This is a genomic window from Streptomyces amakusaensis, assembly GCF_039532665.1.
Lineage (GTDB): Bacteria > Actinomycetota > Actinomycetes > Streptomycetales > Streptomycetaceae > Streptomyces > Streptomyces amakusaensis.
In genome coordinates this window covers 53,631-78,161 of record NZ_BAAASB010000010.1, presented here as the reverse complement: position 1 = coordinate 78,161, position 24,531 = coordinate 53,631, and the positions used below count along the sequence as shown (strand labels likewise).

At 74.0% G+C, this 24,531-nt stretch carries 1 protein-coding gene; it reads left to right on the top strand.

Annotated features, from left to right (window positions below):
* Positions 1 to 28 precede the first annotated feature (28 nt).
* Positions 29 to 24,400, top strand: coding sequence for a type I polyketide synthase (locus tag ABD371_RS19110; protein ID WP_425575814.1), 24,372 nt, complete (start codon positions 29 to 31; stop codon positions 24,398 to 24,400).
* The last annotated feature ends 131 nt before the right edge of the window (positions 24,401 to 24,531 follow it).

Genomic DNA, 24,531 nt, shown 5'->3' with positions numbered 1-24,531 from the left:
GGAGATGCGCGGGGCGGCCCGGGAACCCATCGCCATCGTCGCGATGAGCTGCCGGCTGCCCGGCGGCGTCGGCGCACCGGAAGACCTGTGGCGGCTCCTCGCCGACGGCACCGACGCGATCGTCGACTTCCCCGACGACCGCGGCTGGACCCAGACCGTCGCGGAAACCGGCGGCTACACCCGCCGCGGTGGATTCGTCCCGGACGCCGCCGAATTCGACGCCGCGCTGTTCGGGATCAACCCGCGTGAGGCGCTGGCGATGGACCCCCAGCAGCGCATGCTGCTGGAAGCGGCGTGGGAGGTCGCCGAACGGGCCGGTATCGACCCGCACTCGCTGGCCGGCAGTGCCACCGGCGTCTTCGTCGGCGCCTCACCGTCCGGGTACGACACGGTGGGCCGGATGCCCGAGTCCACCGTGGGCTATCAGCTGACCGGCAGCGCCGGCAGCGTGCTGTCCGGCCGGCTCTCCTACGTCCTCGGCCTGGAAGGCCCGGCCGTCACCGTCGACACCGCCTGCTCCTCGTCGCTGGTCGCCCTCCACCTGGCGGTCCAGGCGCTGCGCAACGGCGAGTGCGGCAGGGCACTGGTCGGCGGCGTCGCCGTGATCACCACCCCGGCCGCGTTCACCGAGTTCGGCAAGCAGGGCGGGATGGCCTCCGACGGGCGGTGCAAGTCGTTCTCCGCCGAGGCGGACGGCACCGGCTGGAGCGAGGGGGTCGGCGTACTGCTGATCGAACGGCTCTCCGACGCGCGCCGCGACGGCCACGACATCCTCGCGGTCATCCGCGGCAGCGCGGTCAACCAGGACGGCGCGTCCAACGGCCTCACCGCCCCCAACGGCCCCTCCCAGCAGCGCGTCATCCGCGCGGCGCTCGCCAACGCCCGACTCACCACCGCCGACGTGGACGCGGTCGAGGCACACGGCACCGGAACGGCCCTCGGCGACCCGATCGAACTCGAAGCGCTCCAGAACACCTACGGCGAGGACCGCACCGACGACCGCCCGCTGTGGCTCGGTTCGGCGAAGTCCAACCTCGGCCACACCCAGGCCGCTTCAGGCGTGGTCGGCGTCATCAAGAGCGTGCTGGCGCTCCGCAACGGCCTGCTGCCGCGCACCCTGCACGCCGACGTCCCCACCCCCCACGTCGAGTGGAAGGGCGGCGGCGTCCGCCTGCTCGCCGACGCCCGCCCATGGCCCCGTACGGACGAGCCGCGGCGGATCGCGGTCTCCGCGTTCGGCGTCAGCGGAACCAACGCCCATCTGATCCTTGAGGAAGCACCCGCTCCGGCCCTCGACAGCGCGCCGGCCGAGGACCCGGCGGCCCCGGGCGCCGTCCCGCCGCCGGGACCCCTGCTCTGGCCGGTGTCCGCGCAGACGACCGAGGCGCTGCGCGCACAGGCCGAACGCCTCTCCCGCCGGCTGTCGGACCGCGCGGAGCGTCCGGCCGATGTGGCACGGTCGCTGGCGACGACCCGGGCGGCGCTGACACGCCGCGCCGTGGTGCTCGGCACCGACGAGACCGAACTGCTCGCCGGTCTCGGGGCGCTGGCCGCCGCGCGCCCGTCCGGCGGCGTGGTCACGGGAACGGCGGACGAGGGCAGGACCGGGTTCCTCTTCACCGGCCAGGGCGCACAACGCGCGGGCATGGGACGAGGGCTGTACGAGTCGTTCCCCGTGTTCGCCGAGGCCTTCGACGCGGTCTGCGCGGAACTGGACCCGACCCGTGAACGCCCGCTCAAGGACGTCGTGTTCACCGGCGGAGCCGAGCTCGATCGGACCGAATGGGCGCAGGCCGGCCTGTTCGCCGTCGAGGTCGCGGCATTCCGGCTGCTGGAATCCTGGGGCGTGGTCCCGGACATCCTGCTGGGGCACTCGATCGGCGAGATCGCGGCCGCCCACTGCGCCGGAGTCCTCTCGCTGCCCCACGCCTGCCGGCTCGTCGCCGCACGCGGCAGGCTGATGCAGGCGCTGCCCCCGGGCGGCGCGATGCTCGCCGTCGAGGCGGCCGAGGCCGAGGTCGTCGAGGCGATCGCCGGCCAGGCCGACATCGCCGCGGTCAACAGCCCCACGTCGGTGGTGGTCTCCGGCCCCGAGGAGACGATCGACGCGCTGGCGGCCCGCTGGTCGGGGGAGGGGCGCCGCACCCGCCGGCTGACGGTCTCGCACGCGTTCCACTCCGCGCTGATGGAACCCATGCTGGCCGACTTCGCCGCCGTGCTGGCGGAGCTGGACTTCGCCGACCCCGTCATCCCCGTGGTGTCCAACCTGACCGGCGATGTGGCCGAGCCCGGTCTGATGTCGAACCCGGAGTACTGGGTGCGGCAGGTGCGGCAGGCGGTCCGGTTCGCCGACGGGGTGACACGGCTGCGCGATCAGGGCGTCTCCCGGCTCGTGGAGCTGGGCCCCGACGGAGTGCTCTGCGCGATGGCCCAACAGACCTTCGGCGAAGCCGTTTTCGCCACCGTGCTGCGCAAGGACCGCGACGACACCGCCACCGCTTTGACCGCTCTCGCCCGCCTGTGGGCCTCCGGAGCCGAGGTCGACTGGCGCGCACTGCTCCCCGAGGGCCACCGGGTCGAGCTGCCGACCTACGCCTTCCAGCGCGAGCGCTACTGGCCCGAGGCGCTGCCCCGCACCGACACGGGCACCACCCAGCCGTCCGCCTCGCCGGACGAGGACCGGTTCTGGGAGGCGGTGGAACGAGCGGACCTCACCGAACTCACCGACACCCTCGGACTGCGCGACGACCCCGGAAACCTGGCCGGCCTCGTACCGGCGCTGTCGTCCTGGCGGCAGTCCCTGCGCCAGGAGTCCATCCTCGAATCCTGGCGCTACCAGGCACGGTGGAAGCCGCTCACCAGCACCCCCGGAGGCTCCCTCACCGGAACCTGGCTGATCGTCACCGCCGACGACGGCGACCCCGCCCAGGACGTGGCGAACGCCCTGCGCACCGCCGGGGCGCGGGTCGGCGAACTCGCCCTCACCCCGGCCGGCGACCGAGCCGACCTCGCCGAGCGGCTGACCGCCGCCGCCCCCGACGGCGTCGTCCTCGTCGCGGGCGGTACGAGCCCACGACCGTCGGGCCCCACCGGCCTCGCACCGCTGCTCCGCGTCTACCAGGCGATGGGCGACGCCGGGCTTGCCGCCCCGCTGTGGTGCCTGACCCGGGGCGCGGTGTCCACCGGCGACGGCGATCCGCTGCTCCGCCCGGACCAGGCGCCGTTGTGGGGGCTCGGCCGGGTCGCGGCGCTGGAGCGCCCCACCGGCTGGGGCGGACTGATCGACCTGCCGGCCCACGGCGACGGGACCACCGGTGACTGGCTGGTCGCGCTGCTCGGCGGCGCGACCGGGGAGGACCAGGTCGCGCTCCGCGACGGGCAGGCGTACGGCCGCCGGGTCGTACGCGCTCCGCTGCCGCGGGGCTCCGCACCCCGGTGGACGACCTCCGGCACCGTACTGATCACCGGCGGAACCGGAGGGCTCGGCGGTGACGTGGCCCGATGGCTCGCCCAGCGCGGAGTGCCGCATCTGCTGCTGCTGAGCCGACAGGGCGCGGACGCGCCCGGCGCGAACGAGCTGACAGCCGAATTGGTCGCCTTGGGCACCCGGGTGACCGTCGCCGCCTGCGATGTGGCCGACCGCGCGTCACTGGCCGCCGCACTGGCCGCCGTACCGGCCGAGCTCCCGCTCACCGGCGTGGTCCACACCGCCGGCGTCGGAGTGTCGGCCCGCCTGATGGACACCGACGAGGCAGAGGTCGCCGAGGTGATGCGCGCCAAGGTCACCGGCGCGGCGCTGCTCGACGAACTCACCGGCGATCTCGATCTGTTCGTCGTCTTCTCCTCCATCGCCGCCACCTGGGGCAGCGGCGGACAGGGCGCCTACGCCGCCGGGAACGCCTTCCTCGACGCTCTGGTGGAGCACCGCCGGTCCCGGGGCCTGACCGGAACCGCGATCGCCTGGGGACCGTGGGCCGAGGTCGGCATGGCCGCCGACGGCGAGGTCGCCGAGTTCCTGCGGCGGCGTGGTCTGTCGGTGATGGACCGCGCGGTCGCTCTCCGGGCGCTCGCGTGCGCCGTCGACCACGACGAGACCACTGTGAGCGTCGCCGACGTCGACTGGAAGCTGTTCACTCCGGCGTTCGTCTCCGCGCGCCCGAGCCCCCTGCTCGCCGAACTCCCCGATGCGCGGGAACCGCTCACGGAGACCACCGACACCGACACCCCGTCCACCGCACTCCGCGACGCCCTCGGCACCGCTCCCGGGACCGAACGGCACCGGCTGCTGCTGGACGCGGTCCGCGCGCACACCGCACTGGTACTGGGGCACACGAGCGCCGCCGTGGTGGAGCCCCGCCGTGCCTTCCGTGACCTCGGCTTCGACTCGCTCACCGCCGTCGAACTGCGCGACCTGCTCATCTCCGAGACCGGGCTGCCCCTGCCGGCCACCCTGGTCTTCGACCACCCGACCCCGATCGCGCTGACCGACCACCTGCTCGGCCGGCTCTTCGGCGACCCCTCCGTGGCCGCCGCCACGGACCCCGTCCCCGTCCCCGCCTCTGCCTCCCCCGCCGTCGACGAACCCATCGCGATCGTCGGCATGAGCTGCCGCTACCCCGGCGGAGCCGACTCGGCCGAGCGCCTGTGGGACGTGGTGGCCTCGGGCCGCGACGTCGTCTCGGACTTCCCCGCCGACCGCGGCTGGCCCGAGGACGGGAACGGTGACTACGCCCGCCGCGGCGGGTTCGTCGACGGAGCGACGGACTTCGACGCGGCGCTGTTCGGGATCTCGCCGCGTGAGGCGCTGGCGATGGACCCGCAGCAGCGGCTGCTGCTCGAGGCCGCCTGGGAGGCCTTCGAACACGCCGGCATCGACCCCCTCTCGCAGAACCACACCCGTACCGGCGTACTCATCGGCGCCTCGTCATCCGGCTACGGCCTTGGCACCGACCTCTTCACCACCGCGGAGGGGCATGTGCTGGCGGGCGGTGCGAACAGTGTGATCTCGGGCCGGCTGGCGTATTCGTTCGGGCTGGAAGGTCCTGCGGTGACGGTGGACACGGCGTGTTCGTCGTCGCTGGTGGCGTTGCATCTCGCGGTGCAGGCGCTGCGCAACGGCGAGTGCGACAGGGCACTGGCCGGCGGAGTGACGGTGATGACGGGACCGGGCATCTTCGCCGAGTTCAGCCGTCAGGGCGGCCTGGCGGACGATGGACGCTGTAAGTCGTTCGCGGGCGCGGCGGACGGTACGGGCTGGTCCGAGGGCGTCGGCGTGCTGGTGCTGGAGCGGCTCTCGGACGCCGTACGCAACGGCCACGAGGTGCTGGCGGTGGTGCGGGGGAGCGCGGTCAATCAGGACGGTGCGTCCAATGGTCTGACCGCGCCCAACGGTCCCTCGCAGGAGCGGGTGATCCGTCAGGCGCTGGCCAACGCGCGCCTTGAGACGTCGGATGTCGATGTGGTGGAGGCGCACGGTACGGGGACGAGGCTCGGTGACCCGATCGAGGCGCAGGCGCTGCTGGCCACGTACGGCCAGGGGCGTGATGCGGACCGTCCGCTGTGGCTGGGCTCGGTCAAATCCAATATCGGCCACACACAGGCCGCCGCCGGTGTGGCGGGTGTGATCAAGATGGTGCAGGCGTTGCGGTCCGGTGTGGTCCCGGCGACGTTGAACGTCGACGAGCCGACTCCACAAGTGGACTGGTCCGCGGGTGGGGTGCGGTTGGCGGTGGAGGCGCGGGCGTGGCCGGAGACGGGTCGTGTGCGTCGGGCGGGTGTGTCGTCGTTCGGGATGAGCGGTACCAACGCGCACGTGATCATCGAGCAGGCCGAGCAGGCCGAGCCGGTGTCGGCCGAGGTGTCGAGTCCTTCGGTCGGTGTGGGGCCGGTGCCGTTGGTGGTGTCGGCGAAGTCGGCGAGTGCGCTGTCCGGCCAGGCCGACCGGCTGCGACAGCTCGTCTCCGGCGAATCCGGCCCCGAATTGTCCGACGTGGGCTGGTCGCTGCTGTCACGGGCGGCGCTGGAGCATCGCGCGGTGGTGCTGGCCGCCGACCGTCAGAGCGCGGCTGAAGCACTGCGCTCGGTCGTTGAAGGCGTGGCGTCGCCGGGAGTGGTGTCGGGTGGTGTGATCCCCGGAGATGTGGTGTTCGTGTTTCCGGGTCAGGGGTCGCAGTGGGTGGGGATGGGTCGGGAGCTGGCTCGGTGGTCGGGGGTGTTCCGGGAGTCGTTGGGTGAGTGTGAGGTGGCGTTGGGTCCGTGGGTGGACTGGTCGCTGCTGGAGGTGGTGGAGAGTGGTGGGGAGGGGTTGTTGGGCCGGGTGGATGTGGTTCAGCCGGTGTTGTGGGCGGTGATGGTTTCGCTGGGTCGGTTGTGGCGTGCGTGTGGTGTGGTGCCGTCGGCGGTGGTGGGGCATTCGCAGGGGGAGATCGCTGCCGCGGTGGTGGCGGGTGGTCTGTCGCTGGAGGACGGGGCCAGGGTGGTGGCGTTGCGCAGTCGCGCGATTCTGGCGCTGGCGGGTGGTGGGGGGATGGTGTCGGTCGCCGGGGGGCGTGCTGTTGTCGAGGAACTGATCGGGGTGTTCGGCGGGCGGTTGTCGGTGGCGGCGGCGAATGGGCCGGGGTCGACGGTGGTCTCGGGCGAGCCGGGGGCTCTGGAGGAGTTGCTGGGGCTGTGTGAGGGGCGTGGGGTGAGGGCGCGTCGTGTTCCGGTGGACTATGCCTCGCACTCGGTGCAGGTGGAGGAGGTGCGGGAGCGGGTTCTGACGGATCTGGCGGGGATCGTGCCGGTGTCCTCGGTCGTGCCGTTGTATTCGACGCTGACGGGTGGCCGGATCGACACGGTGTCGATGGACGCGGGGTACTGGTTCGACAATCTGCGTTCCACCGTCCGGTTCGAGGATGCCACGCGTGCTCTGCTGGCCGATGGACGGTCGGTGTTCGTGGAGTGCAGCCCTCATCCGGTTCTGACGGTGGGGATCCAGGAGACCGCCGAGGCCGCGGGTGCGGATGTGGCGGTGGTGGGTTCCCTGCGACGCGGCGAGGGAGACGGAGAACGCTTCCTGACCGCACTGTCCCAGGCATGGGTCACGGGCGTCCAGATCGACTGGACCACGGTGATACCCACCGGACACCGCATACAACTCCCGAACTACGCCTTCCAACACCAACGCTACTGGCCGCGCCCAGTGGTGTCCGGCGATGTGTCCGCGGTGGGCCAGGTAAGCCTGACTCATGCGGTTCTGGGCGCGACCGTCGGCCTGCCGAGCGGCGGTGCGGTGCTGACGGGACGCTTGTCGCGGTCGTCGCACTCCTGGCTCGAGGACCACACGGTGCGGGGCCGGACACTGGTGCCCGGTACCGCGTTCGCGGAGATGGCACTCCGCGCCGGTGACCAGCTCGGCAGCGGGTTCCTGCGCGAACTGGTGCTCCAGAAGCCGCTGGTGCTCTCCACCCGGGCCGGCGTCGCGCTACAGGTCGCCGTCGGCGCGCCCGACGACTCCGGCGACCGCGCCGTCGAGGTGTTCTCCCGCCCCTCCGACGACGCCGCATGGGTCTGCCACGCGACCGGCCTGCTCGGCGAGTCCGCCGTGAACGCGCCCGCGGAGTCGACGGCCTGGCCCCCGCCCGGCTCGCACCCGGTCGATGTGACCGGCTTCTACGACAAACTGGCCGATGCCGGCTACGGCTACGGTCCGGCGTTCCAGGGCCTACGGGCCGTATGGCGCGACGGGGACACCGTCTTCGCCGAGGTGGAGCTGCCCGAGACGGTCGACGCCACAGGGTTTGGCATCCATCCGGCGCTGCTGGACGCGGCCCTGCACGCCGCCGCGGTCACCGCCGGCACTGACACCGGCACCGACTCCGGCACCCGGCTCCCCTTCGCATGGAACGGCGTCGCACTCCACGCCACCGAGGCGACCGTGCTCCGCGTCGCACTCACCACCACCCCCGACGGCCTGAACGTACGAGCCACCGATCCCACCGGTGCCCCCGTCGTCACCGTCGACACCCTCGTACTGCGCGACATCACCGCCGACAGCCTGCGGCAGGTCGGCGAACAGCACGTACACGAAGCCCTCTTCGCCGTCGACTGGACCGTGCTGCCCGACCCCGGCGACCCCCTCCCCGACACCTCCCAGTGGCTACGCCTCGACCCCGCCGGACCGAACCCGGCCAACGGCACCCCGCCGCCCCCCGTCGCGCTCCTCACGCTCCCCGTGCCCGCGCCCGACGCGGACCTGTCGGCGGAAGCCGTCCACCACACCACCCGCGACGTGCTCCGCACCGTCCAGAACTGGCTCGCCGACGACCGCCACCTCGACACCCGGCTGGTGGTCGTCACCCGCGGAGCCGTCCCCGCCGTACCCGGCCAGAGGGTGACCGACCTCGCCGGAGCGGCGGTCTGGGGCCTGCTGCGCTCCGCGCAGTCCGAACACCCCGGCCGGATCGTCCTGCTGGACCGCGACCCCTCCGCCGCCGACGGCGACGTCTGGCCGAACTGGGCCGTCACCGACGGCGAACCACAGCTCGCGATACGCGACGGCGTGGCCCGTGCGCCCCGCCTCGCCCGCCCGCACGCCGACGAGGGCCCGGCCCTCCCCGCAGGCCCCGCCGCCTGGCGGCTGGATGTCACCGACGCGGGAACCCTCGACAACCTGGCGATGCTCCCCGCGCCCGAAGCCGACGCCCCGCTTCTGGCCGGAGAGGTACGGGTGGCCGTACGCGCCGCCGGCGTCAACTTCCGCGACGTACTGATCGCCCTCGGCATGTACCCGGACCAGGCGCGGATGGGTGCCGAGGCGGCCGGCATCGTGACCGAGACCGGCCCGGAGGTCACCGGACTCGCCGTCGGCGACCGGGTCTTCGGCTTCTTCACCGGCGGCATCGCCTCCCGCGCGGTCACCGATCGCCGACTGCTGGCCCCCGTGCCCACCGGCTGGTCCTTCGCCCAGGCCGCCTCCGTACCGGTCGTCTTCGCCACCGCCTACTACGGCCTGGTGGACGTGGCCGACGCCCGGCCGGGCGAGTCGGTGCTCGTTCACTCCGCCGCGGGCGGCGTGGGCATGGCAGCGGTACAGCTCGGCCGCCACCTCGGCCTGGAGGTGTTCGGCACCGCCAAACCCGGCAAGTGGGACACCCTGCGCGCCGCCGGCCTGGACGACACGCACATCGCCTCCTCCCGGGACCTGGCGTTCGAGAAGCGATTCCGGGCCGCGAGCGGCGGCCGCGGCATGGACGTGGTGCTGAACTCGCTCGCGGGCGAGTTCGTCGACGCGTCCCTGCGCCTCCTCGGCGACGGCGGCCGGTTCGCCGACCTGAGCCGTACCGACCTCCGCGACTCCGCACGGGTCGCGGCCGACCACCCGGGCGTGCGCTACCAGGCGTTCAACCCCGCCGAAGCCGGTCCCGACCGGGTACGGGAAATCCTCGGCGAGGTTCTCGACCTGTTCAACACGGGCACACTGGAACTGCTGCCGGTCACCGCCTGGGACGTACGGGACGCGGTGCCGGCGTTCCGGCACATCAGCCAGGCGCGGCACGTGGGCAAGAACGTGCTCACGGTGCCGACACCACTCGACCCCGACGGCACGGTCCTCATCACCGGCGGCACCGGCACGCTCGGCGGCCTGCTCGCCCGGCACCTGGTCACCGAACACGGCGTACGGAACCTGCTCCTGCTCAGCCGCCGGGGCGCGGACACCGCCGGCGCGAGCGGACTCCTCGCCGAGCTGCACGGCCTGGGAGCCCGGGCGGCCGTCGCGGCCTGCGACGCCGCCGATCGCGCCGCGCTGGCCGACGTACTGGCGGCGATACCGGACCGGCATCCGCTGACCGGGGTGATACACGCGGCCGGTGTCCTCGACGACGGAGTCTTCGCCTCGATGACCCCCGAGCGGATCGATGCGGTGCTCCGCCCCAAGGTGGACGCCGCAGTCAATCTGCACGACCTGACCCTGGACACCGACCTCGCCCTGTTCGTGCTCTACTCCTCCGCCTCGGCCACCCTCGGCACCGGCGGCCAGGCCAACTACGCTGCCGCCAACAGCTTCCTCGACGGGCTCGCCTCCTACCGACGCGCCCGAGGACTGCCCGCCCACTCCCTCGGCTGGGGCCTCTGGCGGCAGGCCAGCACCATGACCGGCCATCTCCTCGACGCCGCCGCCCCGGCCGGAAGCCGCACGGGTGCCACCCTCGACACCGAGCAGGGCCTGGCACTGTTCGACCTCGCGGTCGCGGGGCACACCCCGCATCTGCTGCCGATCCCCCTCGACCTCACCCGCGACAGCGAGGTCCCCGCCCTGATGCGCGGGCTGATCCGCCCCGCCGGCCGGCGCGCGGCCGGCCGGACCGAGGAGACCCGCAACACCCTCGCCGCCCGGCTGCACGGACTCTCCGCGGCCGACCGGCGCGACCTCGTACTCGACCTCGTCCGAGGCAACGCCGCGACCGTGCTGGGCCATGCCCGCGCCGACGCCGTCGGCGCCCGCCACGCCTTCCGCGACCTCGGCTTCGACTCGCTCACCGCGGTCGAACTCCGTAACCGGCTCAACTCCGCGACCGGACTCCGGCTCCCCGCCACCCTCGTCTTCGACCATCCGACCCCCACCGCGCTGGCCGAGCACCTCAGCACCCGCCTGGGCGGCGACCCCGCCCCCGTACCCGCCCCGCGTCCGACGACCGCCGCCGCACCCGGCGAACCCATCGCCATCGTCGGCATGGCCTGCCGGCTCCCCGGCGGAGTCGCCTCACCCGCGGACCTGTGGCCGCTGGTCAGCGAGGGCGTCGACGCGACCTCCGGCTTCCCGGCCGACCGGGGCTGGCCGCTGGACATCGTCGGCACCGAGGCGGCACGCGGCGGATTCCTCGACAACGCGACGGAATTCGACGCCGCGCTCTTCGGGATCTCGCCGCGCGAGGCCCTCGCCATGGACCCGCAGCAGCGGCTGCTGCTCGAGGCCGCCTGGGAGGCCTTCGAGTCCGCCGGGATCGCCACCTCGGACGCGCACGGCTCCTCCACCGGTGTGTTCATCGGTGCCGCGCACGCCCAGTACGGCCACGGCATGCGACTGCCGGACAACGCGCTCGGCCACCTCATGACCGGCACCACGACCAGCGTGGCGTCCGGCCGGCTGGCATACACCTTCGGCCTGGAGGGACCGGCCGTCACCGTGGACACCGCCTGCTCCTCGTCGCTGGTCGCCCTCCACCTGGCGGTGCAGGCACTGCGCAACGGCGAGTGCGAGATGGCGCTCGCGGGCGGCGTGACCGTCCTCGCGACCCCGGGCGTGATCACCGAGTTCGACCGCCAGCGCGGTCTGGCCTCGGACGGACGCTGCAAGGCGTTCTCCGCCGGAGCGGACGGCACCGGTATGTCCGAGGGCGTCGGCCTGCTGCTGGTGGAGAGGCTGTCGGACGCGGAACGCCTCGGCCACGAGGTCCTGGCCGTGGTGCGGGGGAGCGCGGTCAACCAGGACGGCGCGTCCAACGGTCTGACGGCCCCGAACGGCCCCTCCCAGGAACGGGTGATCCGGCAGGCCCTGGCCAACGCGCGGCTCGCGGCGTCGGAGATCGACGCGGTCGAGGCGCACGGCACGGGCACCAGGCTCGGCGACCCGATCGAGGCACAGGCGCTCCTGGCGACCTACGGACAGGGCCGGGACCAGGACAGTCCGCTGTGGCTGGGGTCACTGAAGTCCAACATCGGTCACACCCAGGCCGCCGCAGGCGTCGCGGGCGTCATCAAAATGGTGCTGGCGATGCGGAACGGAGTGCTGCCGCCGACGCTGCTGCACGCGGACGAGCCGACCTCGCACGTCGACTGGTCGACCGGCGCGGTCGAACTGCTCACCGAGGCACGTCCCTGGCCGCTGTCCGACCGGCCCCACCGCGCCGGAGTGTCATCGTTCGGGATCAGCGGCACCAACGCCCACGTCATCCTGGAAGCCGCGGGGCCCGCGCCCTCCGACACCACGCCCATGCCCACGCCCGCGTCCGTACCCGGCCCGGTGAGCTGGCTGGTCTCCGCGCACACCCCCGAGGGCCTGCGCGCCCAGGCGGCACGCCTGGCAGCCACCGTCACCGAAGCGGACACCGACCCGCACGACGTGGCCCGGTCGCTGGCCACCACCAGGACCGCACTGGACCACCGTGCGGCGATCGTCGGCGACGGCCCCGGCGAACTGATCGCGGGACTGACCGCACTGGCCTCCGGCGACCCCGCCGCGAACGTGGTCTCGGGCACGGTCGGCGAGGGACGCACCGCGTTCCTCTTCACCGGCCAGGGCGCGCAGCGAGCCGGTATGGGACGCGGACTGTACGAGACGTACCCGGCCTTCGCCGAGGCCTTCGACGCGGTGTGCGCCGGACTGGAACCGCACCTGGAGCGCCCCGTGCGCGACGTGGTGTTCGACGGCGTGGACCTCGATCAGACGGTGTGGGCGCAGGCCGGACTGTTCGCGGTCGAGGTCGCGGTGTTCCGGCTGCTGGAGTCCTTCGGTGTGGTGCCGGACGTTCTGCTCGGCCACTCGGTCGGCGAGATCGCCGCCGCGCACTGCGCCGGGGTGTTCTCCCTCGCCGACGCGTGCGCACTCGTCGCGGCGCGCGGCCGGCTGATGCAGGCGCTGCCCGCCGGCGGCGCGATGCTCGCGGTCCGGGCGACCGAGGCGGAGGTGGCCGCGGACATACAGGGCAGGCTGGACGTCGCGGCGGTGAACGGCCCGTCGTCCGTGGTGGTCTCCGGTGACGCCGCGACGATCGAGGAGTTCGCCGAGAAGTGGTCGGGGGAGGGGCGCAAGACCAGCCGGCTGACGGTGTCGCACGCCTTCCACTCGGCCTTGATGGAATCGATGCTGGCCGACTTCGCCTCAGCCGTGGAATCGCTGAGCTACTCCGAACCCCGTATCCCCGTGGTCGCCGCGACGGCGGGCGCGAAGCTGTCCACCCCCGAGTACTGGGTGCGCCAGGTACGCCGGACCGTCCGATTCGCCGACTCCCTGCGGGAGGCGACCGAACGCGGCGTCACCCGCTTCGTGGAGGTCGGCCCCGACGGAGTGCTCTGCGCGATGGCGCAGCAGATCACCGCCGACGCGGTGTTCGCACCGGTACTGCGCCGCGACCGGAACGAGCGCGAGACCGCCCTGGCCGCGCTCGGCCGGCTGTGGGCCGCCGGCGCGGAGATCGACTGGCCGGCGGTGCTGCCCGCCGGCCGCCGGGTCGCGTTGCCGACGTACGCCTTCCAGCGGGAGCGGTACTGGCCGGAGCCGTTGGCGGCGGCCGGCCCGGCCGCGCCCGCCGACGCGGACGAGGCACGGTTCTGGGCCGCGGTCGACCGCGCGGATCTGACCGAGCTCGCCGACACCATCGGCCTGCCCGACGCGTCCGCCCGACTGGACGCCGTCGTTCCCGCGCTCTCCCAGTGGCGGCGCTCCCGCCACCAGGAGTCGGCGATCGGATCGTGGCGCTACCGCGTCGCCTGGACCCCGCTCAACCGCCTCACCGGCACCGCCGCCACTCTCTCCGGCACCTGGCTGGTCGCGGCGGCCCCGGCCGACGCCGAACGGGCCGCCCGCCTCACCGAGGCGCTCCGCGCCGCCGGCGCCGAGGCCGTCCCGCTGGACCGTGAAGCCGGCCTGCGGGGCCCCGACGCGCCCGCCGCCGTCGCCGGAGTCATCGCGCTGGCCCCCTCCCTCGCCACCGTCACCGAATCCGTCGCGCTGCTCGCGCGGTTGGACGAGGCGGAGCTGGACGCACCCGTGTGGATGCTCACCAGCGGGGCGGTGTCGATCGGCCGCTCCGACCCGCTGCGCGAGCCGGCCCAGGCACAGGCCTGGGGACTCGGCCGGGTGGCAGCGCTGGAACAGCCGCGCCGCTGGGGCGGTCTGATCGACCTCCCGGCCGAGTTCGACGCGCGCGCCGCCCGCATCCTGGTGTCCGTGCTGGCCGGCGGCACAGGGGAGGACCAGATCGCCGTACGCACCTCCGGCGCGTACGGCCGCCGTCTGGTCCGCGCCGCCGCCGACCGGACGGCCGGCACCCCCTGCAAGCCCTCCGGGACCATCCTCATCACCGGCGGCACCGGAGGCCTCGGCAGGCGCGTGGCCCGCTGGCTGGCCGAACGGGGCGCACCGCGCCTGGTGCTGCTCGGACGCCGAGGCGCCGACACCCCGGGCAGCACCGCACTGGTGGCCGAACTGGCCGCTCACGGAACCGAGGCGACCATCGCCGCCTGCGATGTCACCGACCGTACGGCGCTGGCGGCCGTGCTGGACGCGATCCCCGAAGAGCACCCGCTGACCGGCATCGTGCACGCGGCCGGCGCCGGACAGGCCGTACCGCTCGCCGACACCGACGAGGCGGAGATCGCCCGCGTCCTGGACGTCAAGGTGACCGGTGCGGCCCATCTGGAGGAGCTGACCCGTGAGGCGGACCTCGACCTGTTCGTGGTCTTCTCCTCGATCGCGGCGACCTGGGGCAGCGGCGGGCAGGGCGTCTACGCGGCCGCCAACGCCCACCTCGACGCGCTCGTCGAGCGGCGGCGGGCGCGCGGACGCAGCGGCACCTCGGTGGCCTGGGGCCCGTGGGAGGGCGACGGCATGGCCGGTCAGGACGGGGCCGGGGAGTACCTGTACCGCCACGGCCTGGTCGCCATGGCACCGGACCTCGCCATTCGCGCGCTCCAACGCGCGGTGGAACTCGACGAGGGCTGTGTGACCGTCGCCGACGTCGACTGGCGGCGGTTTGCCCCCGCCTTCGTCTCCGGCCGCCGCAGCGCGCTCTTCGCCGAACTGCCGGAGGCCGTATCCGCTGCGGCACCGGTGCCCGGCACCCCCGACCGGGACCCGGCCTTCCGCGAAGAACTGGCCGCGGCACCCGAGAGCCGCCGCCACGGCATGCTGCTGGACCTGATCCGGGCCCGCGCGGCCGTCTCGCTCGGGCACGCCTCCCCGGACGCGATCGAACCGGAACGGTCCTTCCGCGACCTCGGCCTCGACTCGCTCACCGCCGTCGAACTGCGCGATCTGCTCGGCGCGGACACGGGACTCGCCCTGCCGGCCACCCTGGTCTTCGACCACCCCAACCCCACCGCACTGGCCGAGCACCTCTCCGCCGAACTGCTGGAGCACACCGCCCCGGTCGCCGCGACCACCACCGTCGGCGTCGTGGACGAGGCGATCGCGATCGTCGGGATGAGCGCCCGCTACCCCGGCGGGGTGCGCAGCGCCGAGCAGCTGTGGGACCTGGTCGCGCACGGCGTCGACGGCATCGCCGAGTTCCCGGCCGACCGCGAGTGGCCGGGGAACGTGGTGACCGGAGCGGCCGCGCGTGGCGGATTCGTGGACACGGCGACGGAGTTCGACGCCGGGCTCTTCGGGATCGGCCCACGTGAGGCGCTCGCGATGGACCCGCAGCAGCGGCTGCTGCTCGAAGCCTCCTGGGAAGCGTTCGAATCGGCCGGGCTGAATCCGCGCTCGCTGCGCGGCCGGCCGGTCGGCGTGTTCGCCGGTGCCTCCTCCTCGGGGTACGGAGGTCCCGACGACGGTCTCGAAGGCACCGAAGGGTACCGGCTGGCCGGCACCGCCAACAGCGTGATCTCCGGCCGGGTGGCGTACACCTTCGGTCTGGAGGGACCGGCGGTCACCGTCGACACCGCGTGCTCCTCGTCGCTCGTGGCGCTGCACTGGGCGGCGCAGGCGCTGCGCAACGGCGAGTGCGAACTGGCGCTGGCCGGCGGTGTGACGGTCATGGTGTCGCCCGCGGCGTTCGCCGAGTTCGCCCGGCAGGACGGACTGGCCTCCGACGGGCGCTGCAAGTCGTTCGCGGGCGGCGCGGACGGCACCGGCTGGGGCGAGGGCGTGGGCGTCCTGGTACTGGAGCGGCTCTCCGACGCCCGCCGCAACGGCCACGAGATCCTCGCGGTGGTGCGCGGCAGCGCGGTCAACCAGGACGGCGCGTCCAACGGCCTGACCGCGCCCAACGGACCGTCCCAGCAGCGCGTCATCCGCCAGGCGCTGGCCGCCGCGGGCCTGACCCCGAACGAGGTCGACGCCGTCGAGGCCCACGGCACCGGAACCCGCCTGGGCGACCCCATCGAGGCACAGGCGCTGCTGGCCACCTACGGCCAGGACCGGGACGAGGACCGCCCGCTGTGGCTGGGCTCGGTCAAGTCCAACATCGGCCACACCCAGGCGGCCTCGGGCGTGGCGGGCGTGATCAAAATGGTCATGGCCATGCGACACGGCGTACTCCCCGCGACCCTCCACGTCGACGAGCCGACCCCGCACGTCGACTGGTCCACCGGCGCGGTGAAACTGCTCACCGAAGCCCGGCCCTGGACGGTCGCCGACCGGCCGCGCCGGGCCGGGGTGTCGTCGTTCGGCATCAGCGGCACCAACGCGCACATCGTGCTGGAGAACGCGCCGTCGCCCGACGCCGAGACACCCGCACCCGCGCGCACCCCCCGCCCACTGGGCTGGACACTGTCCGCGAAGACCGCCGACGGTCTCCGCGCCCAGGCCGCGCGACTGCGCGATCTCGCGGCCCGGCCCCACGTCGACCCGTACGACATGGCCTGGTCGCTGGCCACCACCCGGGCGGCCCTGGACCACCGCGCGGTGGTCGTCGGCACCGAACGGGACGAGCTCCTCACCGGGCTCGCCGCCCTGGCCGACGGCACGACCACCGCGCACACGCGGTCCGCGGAGACGACGCGGGGACGCACCGCGTTCCTCTTCACCGGCCAGGGCGCGCAGCGCGCGGGTATGGGGCGGGGACTGTACGAGACGTTCCCGGTGTACGCGGACGCGTTCGACGCGGTGTGCGCCGGACTGGAACCGCATCTGGAGCGCCCGGTGCGGGAGGTGGTGTTCGACGGCACTGATCTCGATCGGACGGTGTGGGCGCAGGCCGGGTTGTTCGCGGTCGAGGTCGCGGTGTTCCGGCTGCTGGAGTCCTTCGGTGTGGTGCCGGACGTTCTGCTCGGCCACTCGGTCGGCGAGATCGCCGCCGCGCACTGCGCCGGGGTGTTCTCCCTCGCCGACGCGTGCGCACTCGTCGCGGCGCGCGGCCGGCTGATGCAGGCGCTGCCCGCCGGCGGCGCGATGCTCGCGGTGGAGGCCACCGAGGCCGAGGTCCTCGACGCCGTGCGGGGCAGGCTGGACGTCGCGGCGGTGAACGGCCCGTCGTCCGTGGTGGTCTCCGGAGCTGCCGAGACGGTCGAGGAGTTCGCCGCGCTCTGGCGCGACCAGGGGCGTCGCACCAGTCGGCTGACGGTGTCGCACGCCTTCCACTCGGCGCTGATGGAGCCCATGCTGGCCGAGTTCGCCGCCGTGCTGGACAAGACGGACTTCGCCGATCCCCGTATCCCTGTCGTGTCCAACCTGACCGGCCGGCCGGCCGAACCCGGACTTCTGTCCGCCCCGGACTACTGGGTACGACAGGTCCGTGACACGGTCCGGTTCGCCGACGGGGTCGAGCGGCTGCGGGTCGAGGGCGTGACCCGCCTGGTGGAGCTGGGCCCGGACGGAGTGCTGTGCGCCATGGCCCGGCAGACCGATACCGAGGCCGTGTCCGCCCCGATCCTGCGAGCAGGGCGGGACGACACCGCCACCGCGCTCCTGGCCCTGGCCCGGCTGTGGACCGACGGCGTCGACGTCGACTGGTCGACGACGGCACCCGCCGGCCGCCGGATCGCCCTGCCCACCTACCCGTTCCAGCGGGACAGATACTGGCCGCGAGCCACCCCCGCGGTCACCCGGCCGGCCGCCCACGCGAAGGACTCCCTCTTCTGGGACGCGGTCGAGCACGAGGACGTCGACGCGCTCGCCGGCATCCTGGACGACCCCGGCACCGCGGACCTGCTCGGCGCGGCGCTGCCGATGCTCTCCTCGTGGCGGCGGCAGCGGAGGAAGGAGTCCGCTACCGACTCCTGGCGCTACCTCGCGACCTGGCGTCCGGTCCCCGACCTGCCCGCGACCCCGGTACTGACCGGCCGCTGGCTGGTGGTCGTCCCCGAGAACCCGCCGGCCCCCGCCCCCGTCCACGAGGTGTCCTCCGCGCTCGTCGGCGCGGGAGCCGAGGCCGTCCACCTGGTACCCGCCGGCACGGACCGGGCGGCCCTCGCCGCCCAGCTCGCCGGGGCCGGGCCGGTGAGCGGGGTGGTCTCACTCGCCGCCTGGGCGGACGACACGACCCCCCGCCCCGGGCCGCCCGCCGGCCTTCGGCTCACCCTGTGCCTGCTCCAGGCCCTCGGCGACGCCGGAATCGACGCCCCCCTGTGGGCGCTGACCAGCGGTGCCGTCTCGGTCGGACGGTCGGACGCAGCGCCCGCCGCCGTACCGGCGCAGATCTGGGGACTCGGCCGGGTCGCGGCACTGGAACAGCCCGACCGATGGGGCGGCCTCCTCGACATCCCGCCCGTGCTGGACGCCAGAGCCGGAGCACGCCTCGCCGCCGTCCTCGGCGGCTCCACCGGCGAGGACCAGGCGGCGATACGCGCCGCCGGTGTGTACGGTCGTCGCCTGGTGCGCGCCGAGTCCACCGGCAGCACCCCGTGGTCGCCGTCACAGCCGGGCAGCGTCCTGGTCACCGGCGGTACCGGAGCGCTCGGCGCGGTGACCGCCCGCTGGCTCGCCGACCGGGGCGTACCCCACGTGGTACTGCTGGGCCGGCGCGGTACGCGCGCCCCTGGCATGACCGAACTGGTCGCCGAACTCGCCGACCGGGGCACCCGGGTCACGGTCGAGACCGGCGACGTCACCGACCGTGCGGCGCTGGCCGGCGCACTGGAACGCCTCCCGGCCGAACACCCGCTGATCGGTGTGGTGCACGCCGCCGGGGTGCTGGACGACGGCACGCTCGACGCGCTCACCCCGGAACGCTTCGAGACGGTACTCGCCGCGAAGGCGTCCGGACTGGTCGCACTGGACGAGGCCACAGCGGGGGCGGAGCCGGAGTTCTTCGTGGCGTTCTCCTCGCTGGCCGGAACGGTCGGCAGCGCGGGACAGGGCAACTACGCCGCCGCCAACGCCTTCGCCGACGCGTGGATGCACGCCCGCCGAGCCCGGGGACTGCCCGGGGTCTCGGTCGCCTGGGGGCCCTGGGCCCAGGACGGCATGGCGGCCGACGACCGGGCGGTCGCCGACCGGCTGCGGCGCGGCGGCCTCTCCCCACTGGACCCGGAACTGGCCGTCACGGCGCTGGCGGACGCCCTGGCGAACGGCGACCAGGACCCGGTGATCGCCGATGTCGACTGGCCGCTGTTCGCGGCCGGACTGACCGGCACGCGCCCCAGCGCGTTGCTGGCCGAACTGCCCGAAGCGGCGTCCGCCCGTACCCCGGCCACCGGGGCCGGGCCGGCCGCGGAGTTCCGGGCGGAACTCGCCTCGGCACCGGCGGGCCGGCGCGGCGCGCTGCTGCTGGCGGCGGTCCGCTCCTGGGCGGCGACGGTACTGGGCCACGATTCGGCGGAGGCGATCGGTGCCGGCAAGGCGTTCCGGGACCTCGGCTTCGACTCGCTGGCGGCCGTGGAGTTCCGCAACCTGGCCGCCGCACGGACCGGACTGCGGCTGCCCGCCTCCCTGGTCTTCGACCGGCCGACCCCGGCGGAGCTGGCACGCTTCCTGGACGAGGAACTGTCCGGCGGCGAACGGACGCGGACACCGGCCGCCGTACCCCCGGCGGGAGCCGCCACCGAGGCGGACGAGCCGTTGGCGCTGGTCGGCATGGCGTGCCGACTGCCCGGCGGCGTCGGCACCCCCGACGAACTGTGGGACCTGCTCATCGGCGGGGTGGACGCCATGACGGCGTTCCCCACCGACCGGGGCTGGGACCTCACCGCGCTGCCCGACACCGTCAAGCGGCGCGGCGGTTTCGTCGACGGAGCCGCGGAGTTCGACGCGGGACTGTTCGGGATCAGCCCGCGCGAGGCGCTGGCGATGGACCCCCAGCAGCGTCTGCTCCTCGAGACGGTGTGGGAGACCTTCGAGTCCGCCGGGGTGGACCCGCGCGCGGTACGCGGACGCTCCGTCGGGATGTTCGTCGGCACCAACGGACAGGACTACCCGGTGGTGCTGGCCGGATCCGAGGAGGAGGGCCTGGACACCCACACGGCCACCGGCAACGCGGCGGCGGTGCTGTCCGGCCGGGTGTCGTACGCCTTCGGCCTGGAAGGACCGGCGCTCACCGTCGACACGGCGTGTTCGTCCTCGCTGGTGGCGCTCCACCTGGCCGCGCAGGCGCTGCGGCGCGGCGAGTGCGATCTGGCACTCGCCGGCGGTGTGTCGGTGATGTCCACCGAGGCGGCGTTCACCGAGTTCGCCCGGCAGGGCGGCCTCGCGGCCGACGGCCGCTGCAAGGCCTTCTCGGCCGACGCGGACGGCACCGGCTGGGGCGAGGGAGCCGGCGTACTGCTGGTGGAGCGGCTGTCGGACGCCCGCCGCAACGGGCACCGGATCCTCGCCCTGGTGCGGGGGAGCGCGGTCAACCAGGACGGCGCGTCCAACGGCCTGACCGCGCCCAACGGACCGTCCCAGCAGCGCGTCATCCGGCAGGCCCTGGCGGACGCGCGGCTCTCGCCGTCGGACGTCGACGCGGTCGAGGCACACGGCACGGGCACCAGACTCGGCGACCCCATCGAGGCGCAGGCGCTGCTGGCGACGTACGGCCGGGACCGGGACACCGACCGGCCGCTGTGGCTCGGCTCGATCAAGTCGAACCTGGGCCACACCCAGGCGGCGGCCGGTGTCGCCGGCGTGATCAAGATGGTGCTGGCGCTGCGACACGGCACGCTGCCGCCGACGCTGCACGCCGATGAGCCCACCGCGCAGGTGGACTGGTCGGCCGGCGCGGTACGACTGCTGACCCGGGCGCGACCGTGGCCCGAGGCGGACCGTCCGCGCCGGGCGGGCGTCTCCTCCTTCGGCATCAGCGGCACCAACGCCCACATCATCCTGGAGGCCGTACCGGCCCCGGCGGACGAGGCGGCACCGGCCGATCGCCCGAGCGACGGGACGACACCGCCCTGGCTGCTGTCCGGCCGCTCCGCCACCGCACTCGCCGCACAGGCGAGACGGCTGCACGAAGCCCTGTCCGCGCAACCGGATCCGGCCCCGGCGGACGTCGCCAGATCCCTGCTGTCCCGAGCCGGCCTCCAGCACCGCGCCGTGATCATGGGCGACGGCCACCACGACCTGCTGGCCGGCCTCTCCGCGCTGGCCACCGGCGAACCGGCCGCCGACCTGATCTCGGAGACGACCGGCGAGGGACGCACGGCGTTCCTGTTCACCGGGCAGGGCGCGCAACGAGCCGGCATGGGAAGGCAGCTGTACGAGACCTTCCCGGCGTACGCCGAAGCCTTCGACGCGGTCTGCGCCGAACTGGACCTGAAGCACGAACGCCCCGTACGGGACGTCGTCTTCGACGGCGAAGGACTCGACCGGACCCTGTGGACCCAAACCGGCCTGTTCGCCGTCGAGGTCGCGGTCTTCCGGCTGCTGGAGTCCTTCGGCGTGGTCCCCGACGTCCTGCTCGGCCACTCGATCGGTGAGATCGCCGCCGCCCACTGCGCGGGAGTCCTCTCCCTCGCGGACGCCTGCGAACTCGTCTTCCAACGCGGCCGGCTGATGCAGGCACTGCCCGCCGGCGGCGCGATGCTCGCGGTCGAGGCCACCGAGGCCGAGATCCTCGACGCCGTGCGGGGCCGACTGGACGTCGCGGCGGTGAACGGCCCGACCTCACTCGTGGTCTCCGGAGCTGCCGAGACCGTCGAGGAGTTCGCCGCGCTCTGGCGCGACCAGGGGCGTCGCACCAGCCGGCTGACGGTGTCGCACGCCTTCCACTCGGCCCTGATGGAGCCGATGCTGGCCGAGTTCGCGAAGGCCGTGGAGTCCCTGACCCTCGCCGAGCCCCGTATCCCCGTGATCCCCGCGATGGCCGGAGCCGACCTGACCACCCCCGACTACTGGGTGCGGCAGATACGCGAGACCGTCCGATTCGCCGACGGAGTACGACAGCTGACCGAACACGGCGTCACCCGCTTCGTGGAACTCGGCCCGGACGGAGTGCTGTGCGCCATGGCACGCCAGTCCGGCGCGACCGGTGTCTTCGCCCCCGTCCTGCGACGGGACCGGGACGAGGTGCGCACGGCGTGGTCGGCGCTCGGCCGGATATGGGCGGTGGGCGTCGACGTCGACTGGACGGCCGCGGTACCCGCGCACGGCCCCCGGATCGCACTGCCCACCTACGCGTTCCAGCGCGACCGGTACTGGCCCCGGCGGGCGACCGCGGCACCGGCACCGGCCCAGGACCTGGGCGAGTTCCGGTTCTGGGAGGCGGTGGAACGCCAGGACATGACCGAGGTCGCGAGCACCCTGCGATGGGACGCGCCACCGGAGGCGCTCGCGGAGGTTCTGCCGGCACTGTCGTCATGGCGACGGCAGTCACGGCAGCACGCGGCGGTGGACGGCTGGCGCTACCGGGTGCAGTGGACACCGGTCGCTGGACCCGGCACCACCCCGGACGGCACCTGGCTGCTGGTCACCGAGGCGGGCGACGAGGACGGCGCCGGCATCGGCGACGCACTGCGCACGGCCGGCGTCCAGGTCGTGCCCCTGACGATCGACCCGACCCGCCCCGACCGGCACGAGCTGGCCACCCGACTCAGGGCGGCGGCGTCGGACGGCCTCCGAGGAGTCGTTCACCCGGCCGGCCACCGGGCCGACCTGGCGGTGGCCCTCACACTCGTCCAGGCCCTCGGCGACGTGGAGTGCACCGCCCCGCTGTGGACCCTGACCTGCGGTGCCGTCGCGGTCGACGCGACGGACCGGGTCACCCGGGCCGAGCACGCGCGCCTGTGGGGCTTCGGGCAGGCCGTGGCGCTGGAACACCCGCACCGCTGGGGCGGTCTGATCGACCTGCCCCCGGACGGCGGCCAGGACCTGAGCCGGCTGGCCGCCGCACTGCACAGCGGCACCCGTGAGGACCAACTCGCCCTGCGCGACGGCCATCTCCTCGCCCGCCGCCTCGTCCGGGCGGACCGCCCGGCCCCCGCCGCACCCGCCTGGACACCCTCCCGGCCGGGCACCGTGCTGGTCACCGGCGGCACCGGCGCGCTGGGAGCCTCGGTCGCCCGGTGGCTCGCCGAACGCGGGGCGTCACATCTGCTCCTCACCAGCCGCCACGGCGCGCAGGCACCGGGAGCCGACGAGCTGCTCGCCGAACTGAGAGCCCTGGGCGCGGAAGCCACGGTCGCCCGCTGCGACGTCGCCGACCGGGACGCGGTGGCCGAACTCCTCGCCGCCGTACCGGCCGATCGCCCCCTCCTCGGCGTCGTCCACGCCGCCGGCGTCGCCCAGTCCAACCCGGTGGCGACCACCCGGCTCACGGACATCGCGGAGATCACCGAGGGCAAGGCGCTCGGCGCGGCCCATCTGGACCGGCTCACCAGGGACGCCGATCTCGAGCTGTTCGTGGTGTTCTCCTCCATCGCCGCCACCTGGGGCAGCGGCGGCCAGGCACTCTACGCCGCCGGCAACGCCTATCTGGACGCGCTCGCCCAGCACCGCGCGGCCCACGGACTGGCCGCCACCTCGGTGGCCTGGGGCCCCTGGGCCGGCACCGGCATGGCGGCCTCCGGAGAGGCGGAGGAGTTCCTGCGCCGCCGCGGCCTCGCACCGCTCGACCCCGCCCTGGCCGTCGCCGCACTGGCACAGGCGGTCGACGGCGGCGAGACCAACCTGACCGTCGCCGATGTGGACTGGACCCGCTTCACCCCGGCGTACACCTCCGGCAGGCCCAGCCCGCTCCTGCGCGAACTGCCCGAGGCGACCAGCGCCCTGGCGCCCGCCGGGACACCCACCGAGGAGGAAGCCGACACCGGGCTGCGCGCCCGACTCGCCACGCTGAGCACCGCTGAGCGGCTGACCGAACTGACCGAACTGATCAGAGGCGCTCTGGTCGTCGTGCTCCGCTACCCCGCGCACGAGCGGATCGACAGCACCCGCCCCTTCCAGGACCTCGGCTTCGACTCCCTGACCGCCGTCGAGTTCCGGGACCTGCTGGCACGCCAGTGCGGCACACCGCTCCCGTCGACGATCGTCTTCGACCACCCGACCCCGGCCGCCCTCGCCGACCACCTGCACAGCACACTGCCCGGAGCCGATCCGGCCACCGACGTCGAGCCACTCATCGGCGCACTGGACACGCTGGAGGCGGCGATGGCCGACTCACCGCCCGACGGACTCTCCAGGGCACGGGTCACCGTCCGCCTCCAGGCCTTCCTCGACAAGTGGACCGCCGACCGGCCCTCCGCCGCGGACAGCACCGCGACCGACCGCATCCAGGACGCCGACGACGACGAACTGATCAACCTGATCCGCGACCAGCTCGGCGAGGGAGCGCTCGACTGACCCCAGCCCAGGCACCTGCACAAGGAGTCCCCACGTCACTTCCAGCCGGCGGCGGCTGGAGGTGACGCAGTGGGTCAGGGCCGGCCGGGTCATCCCTCGCGAACGGCTCGAAAACCCCCGAGGCGAAGCCT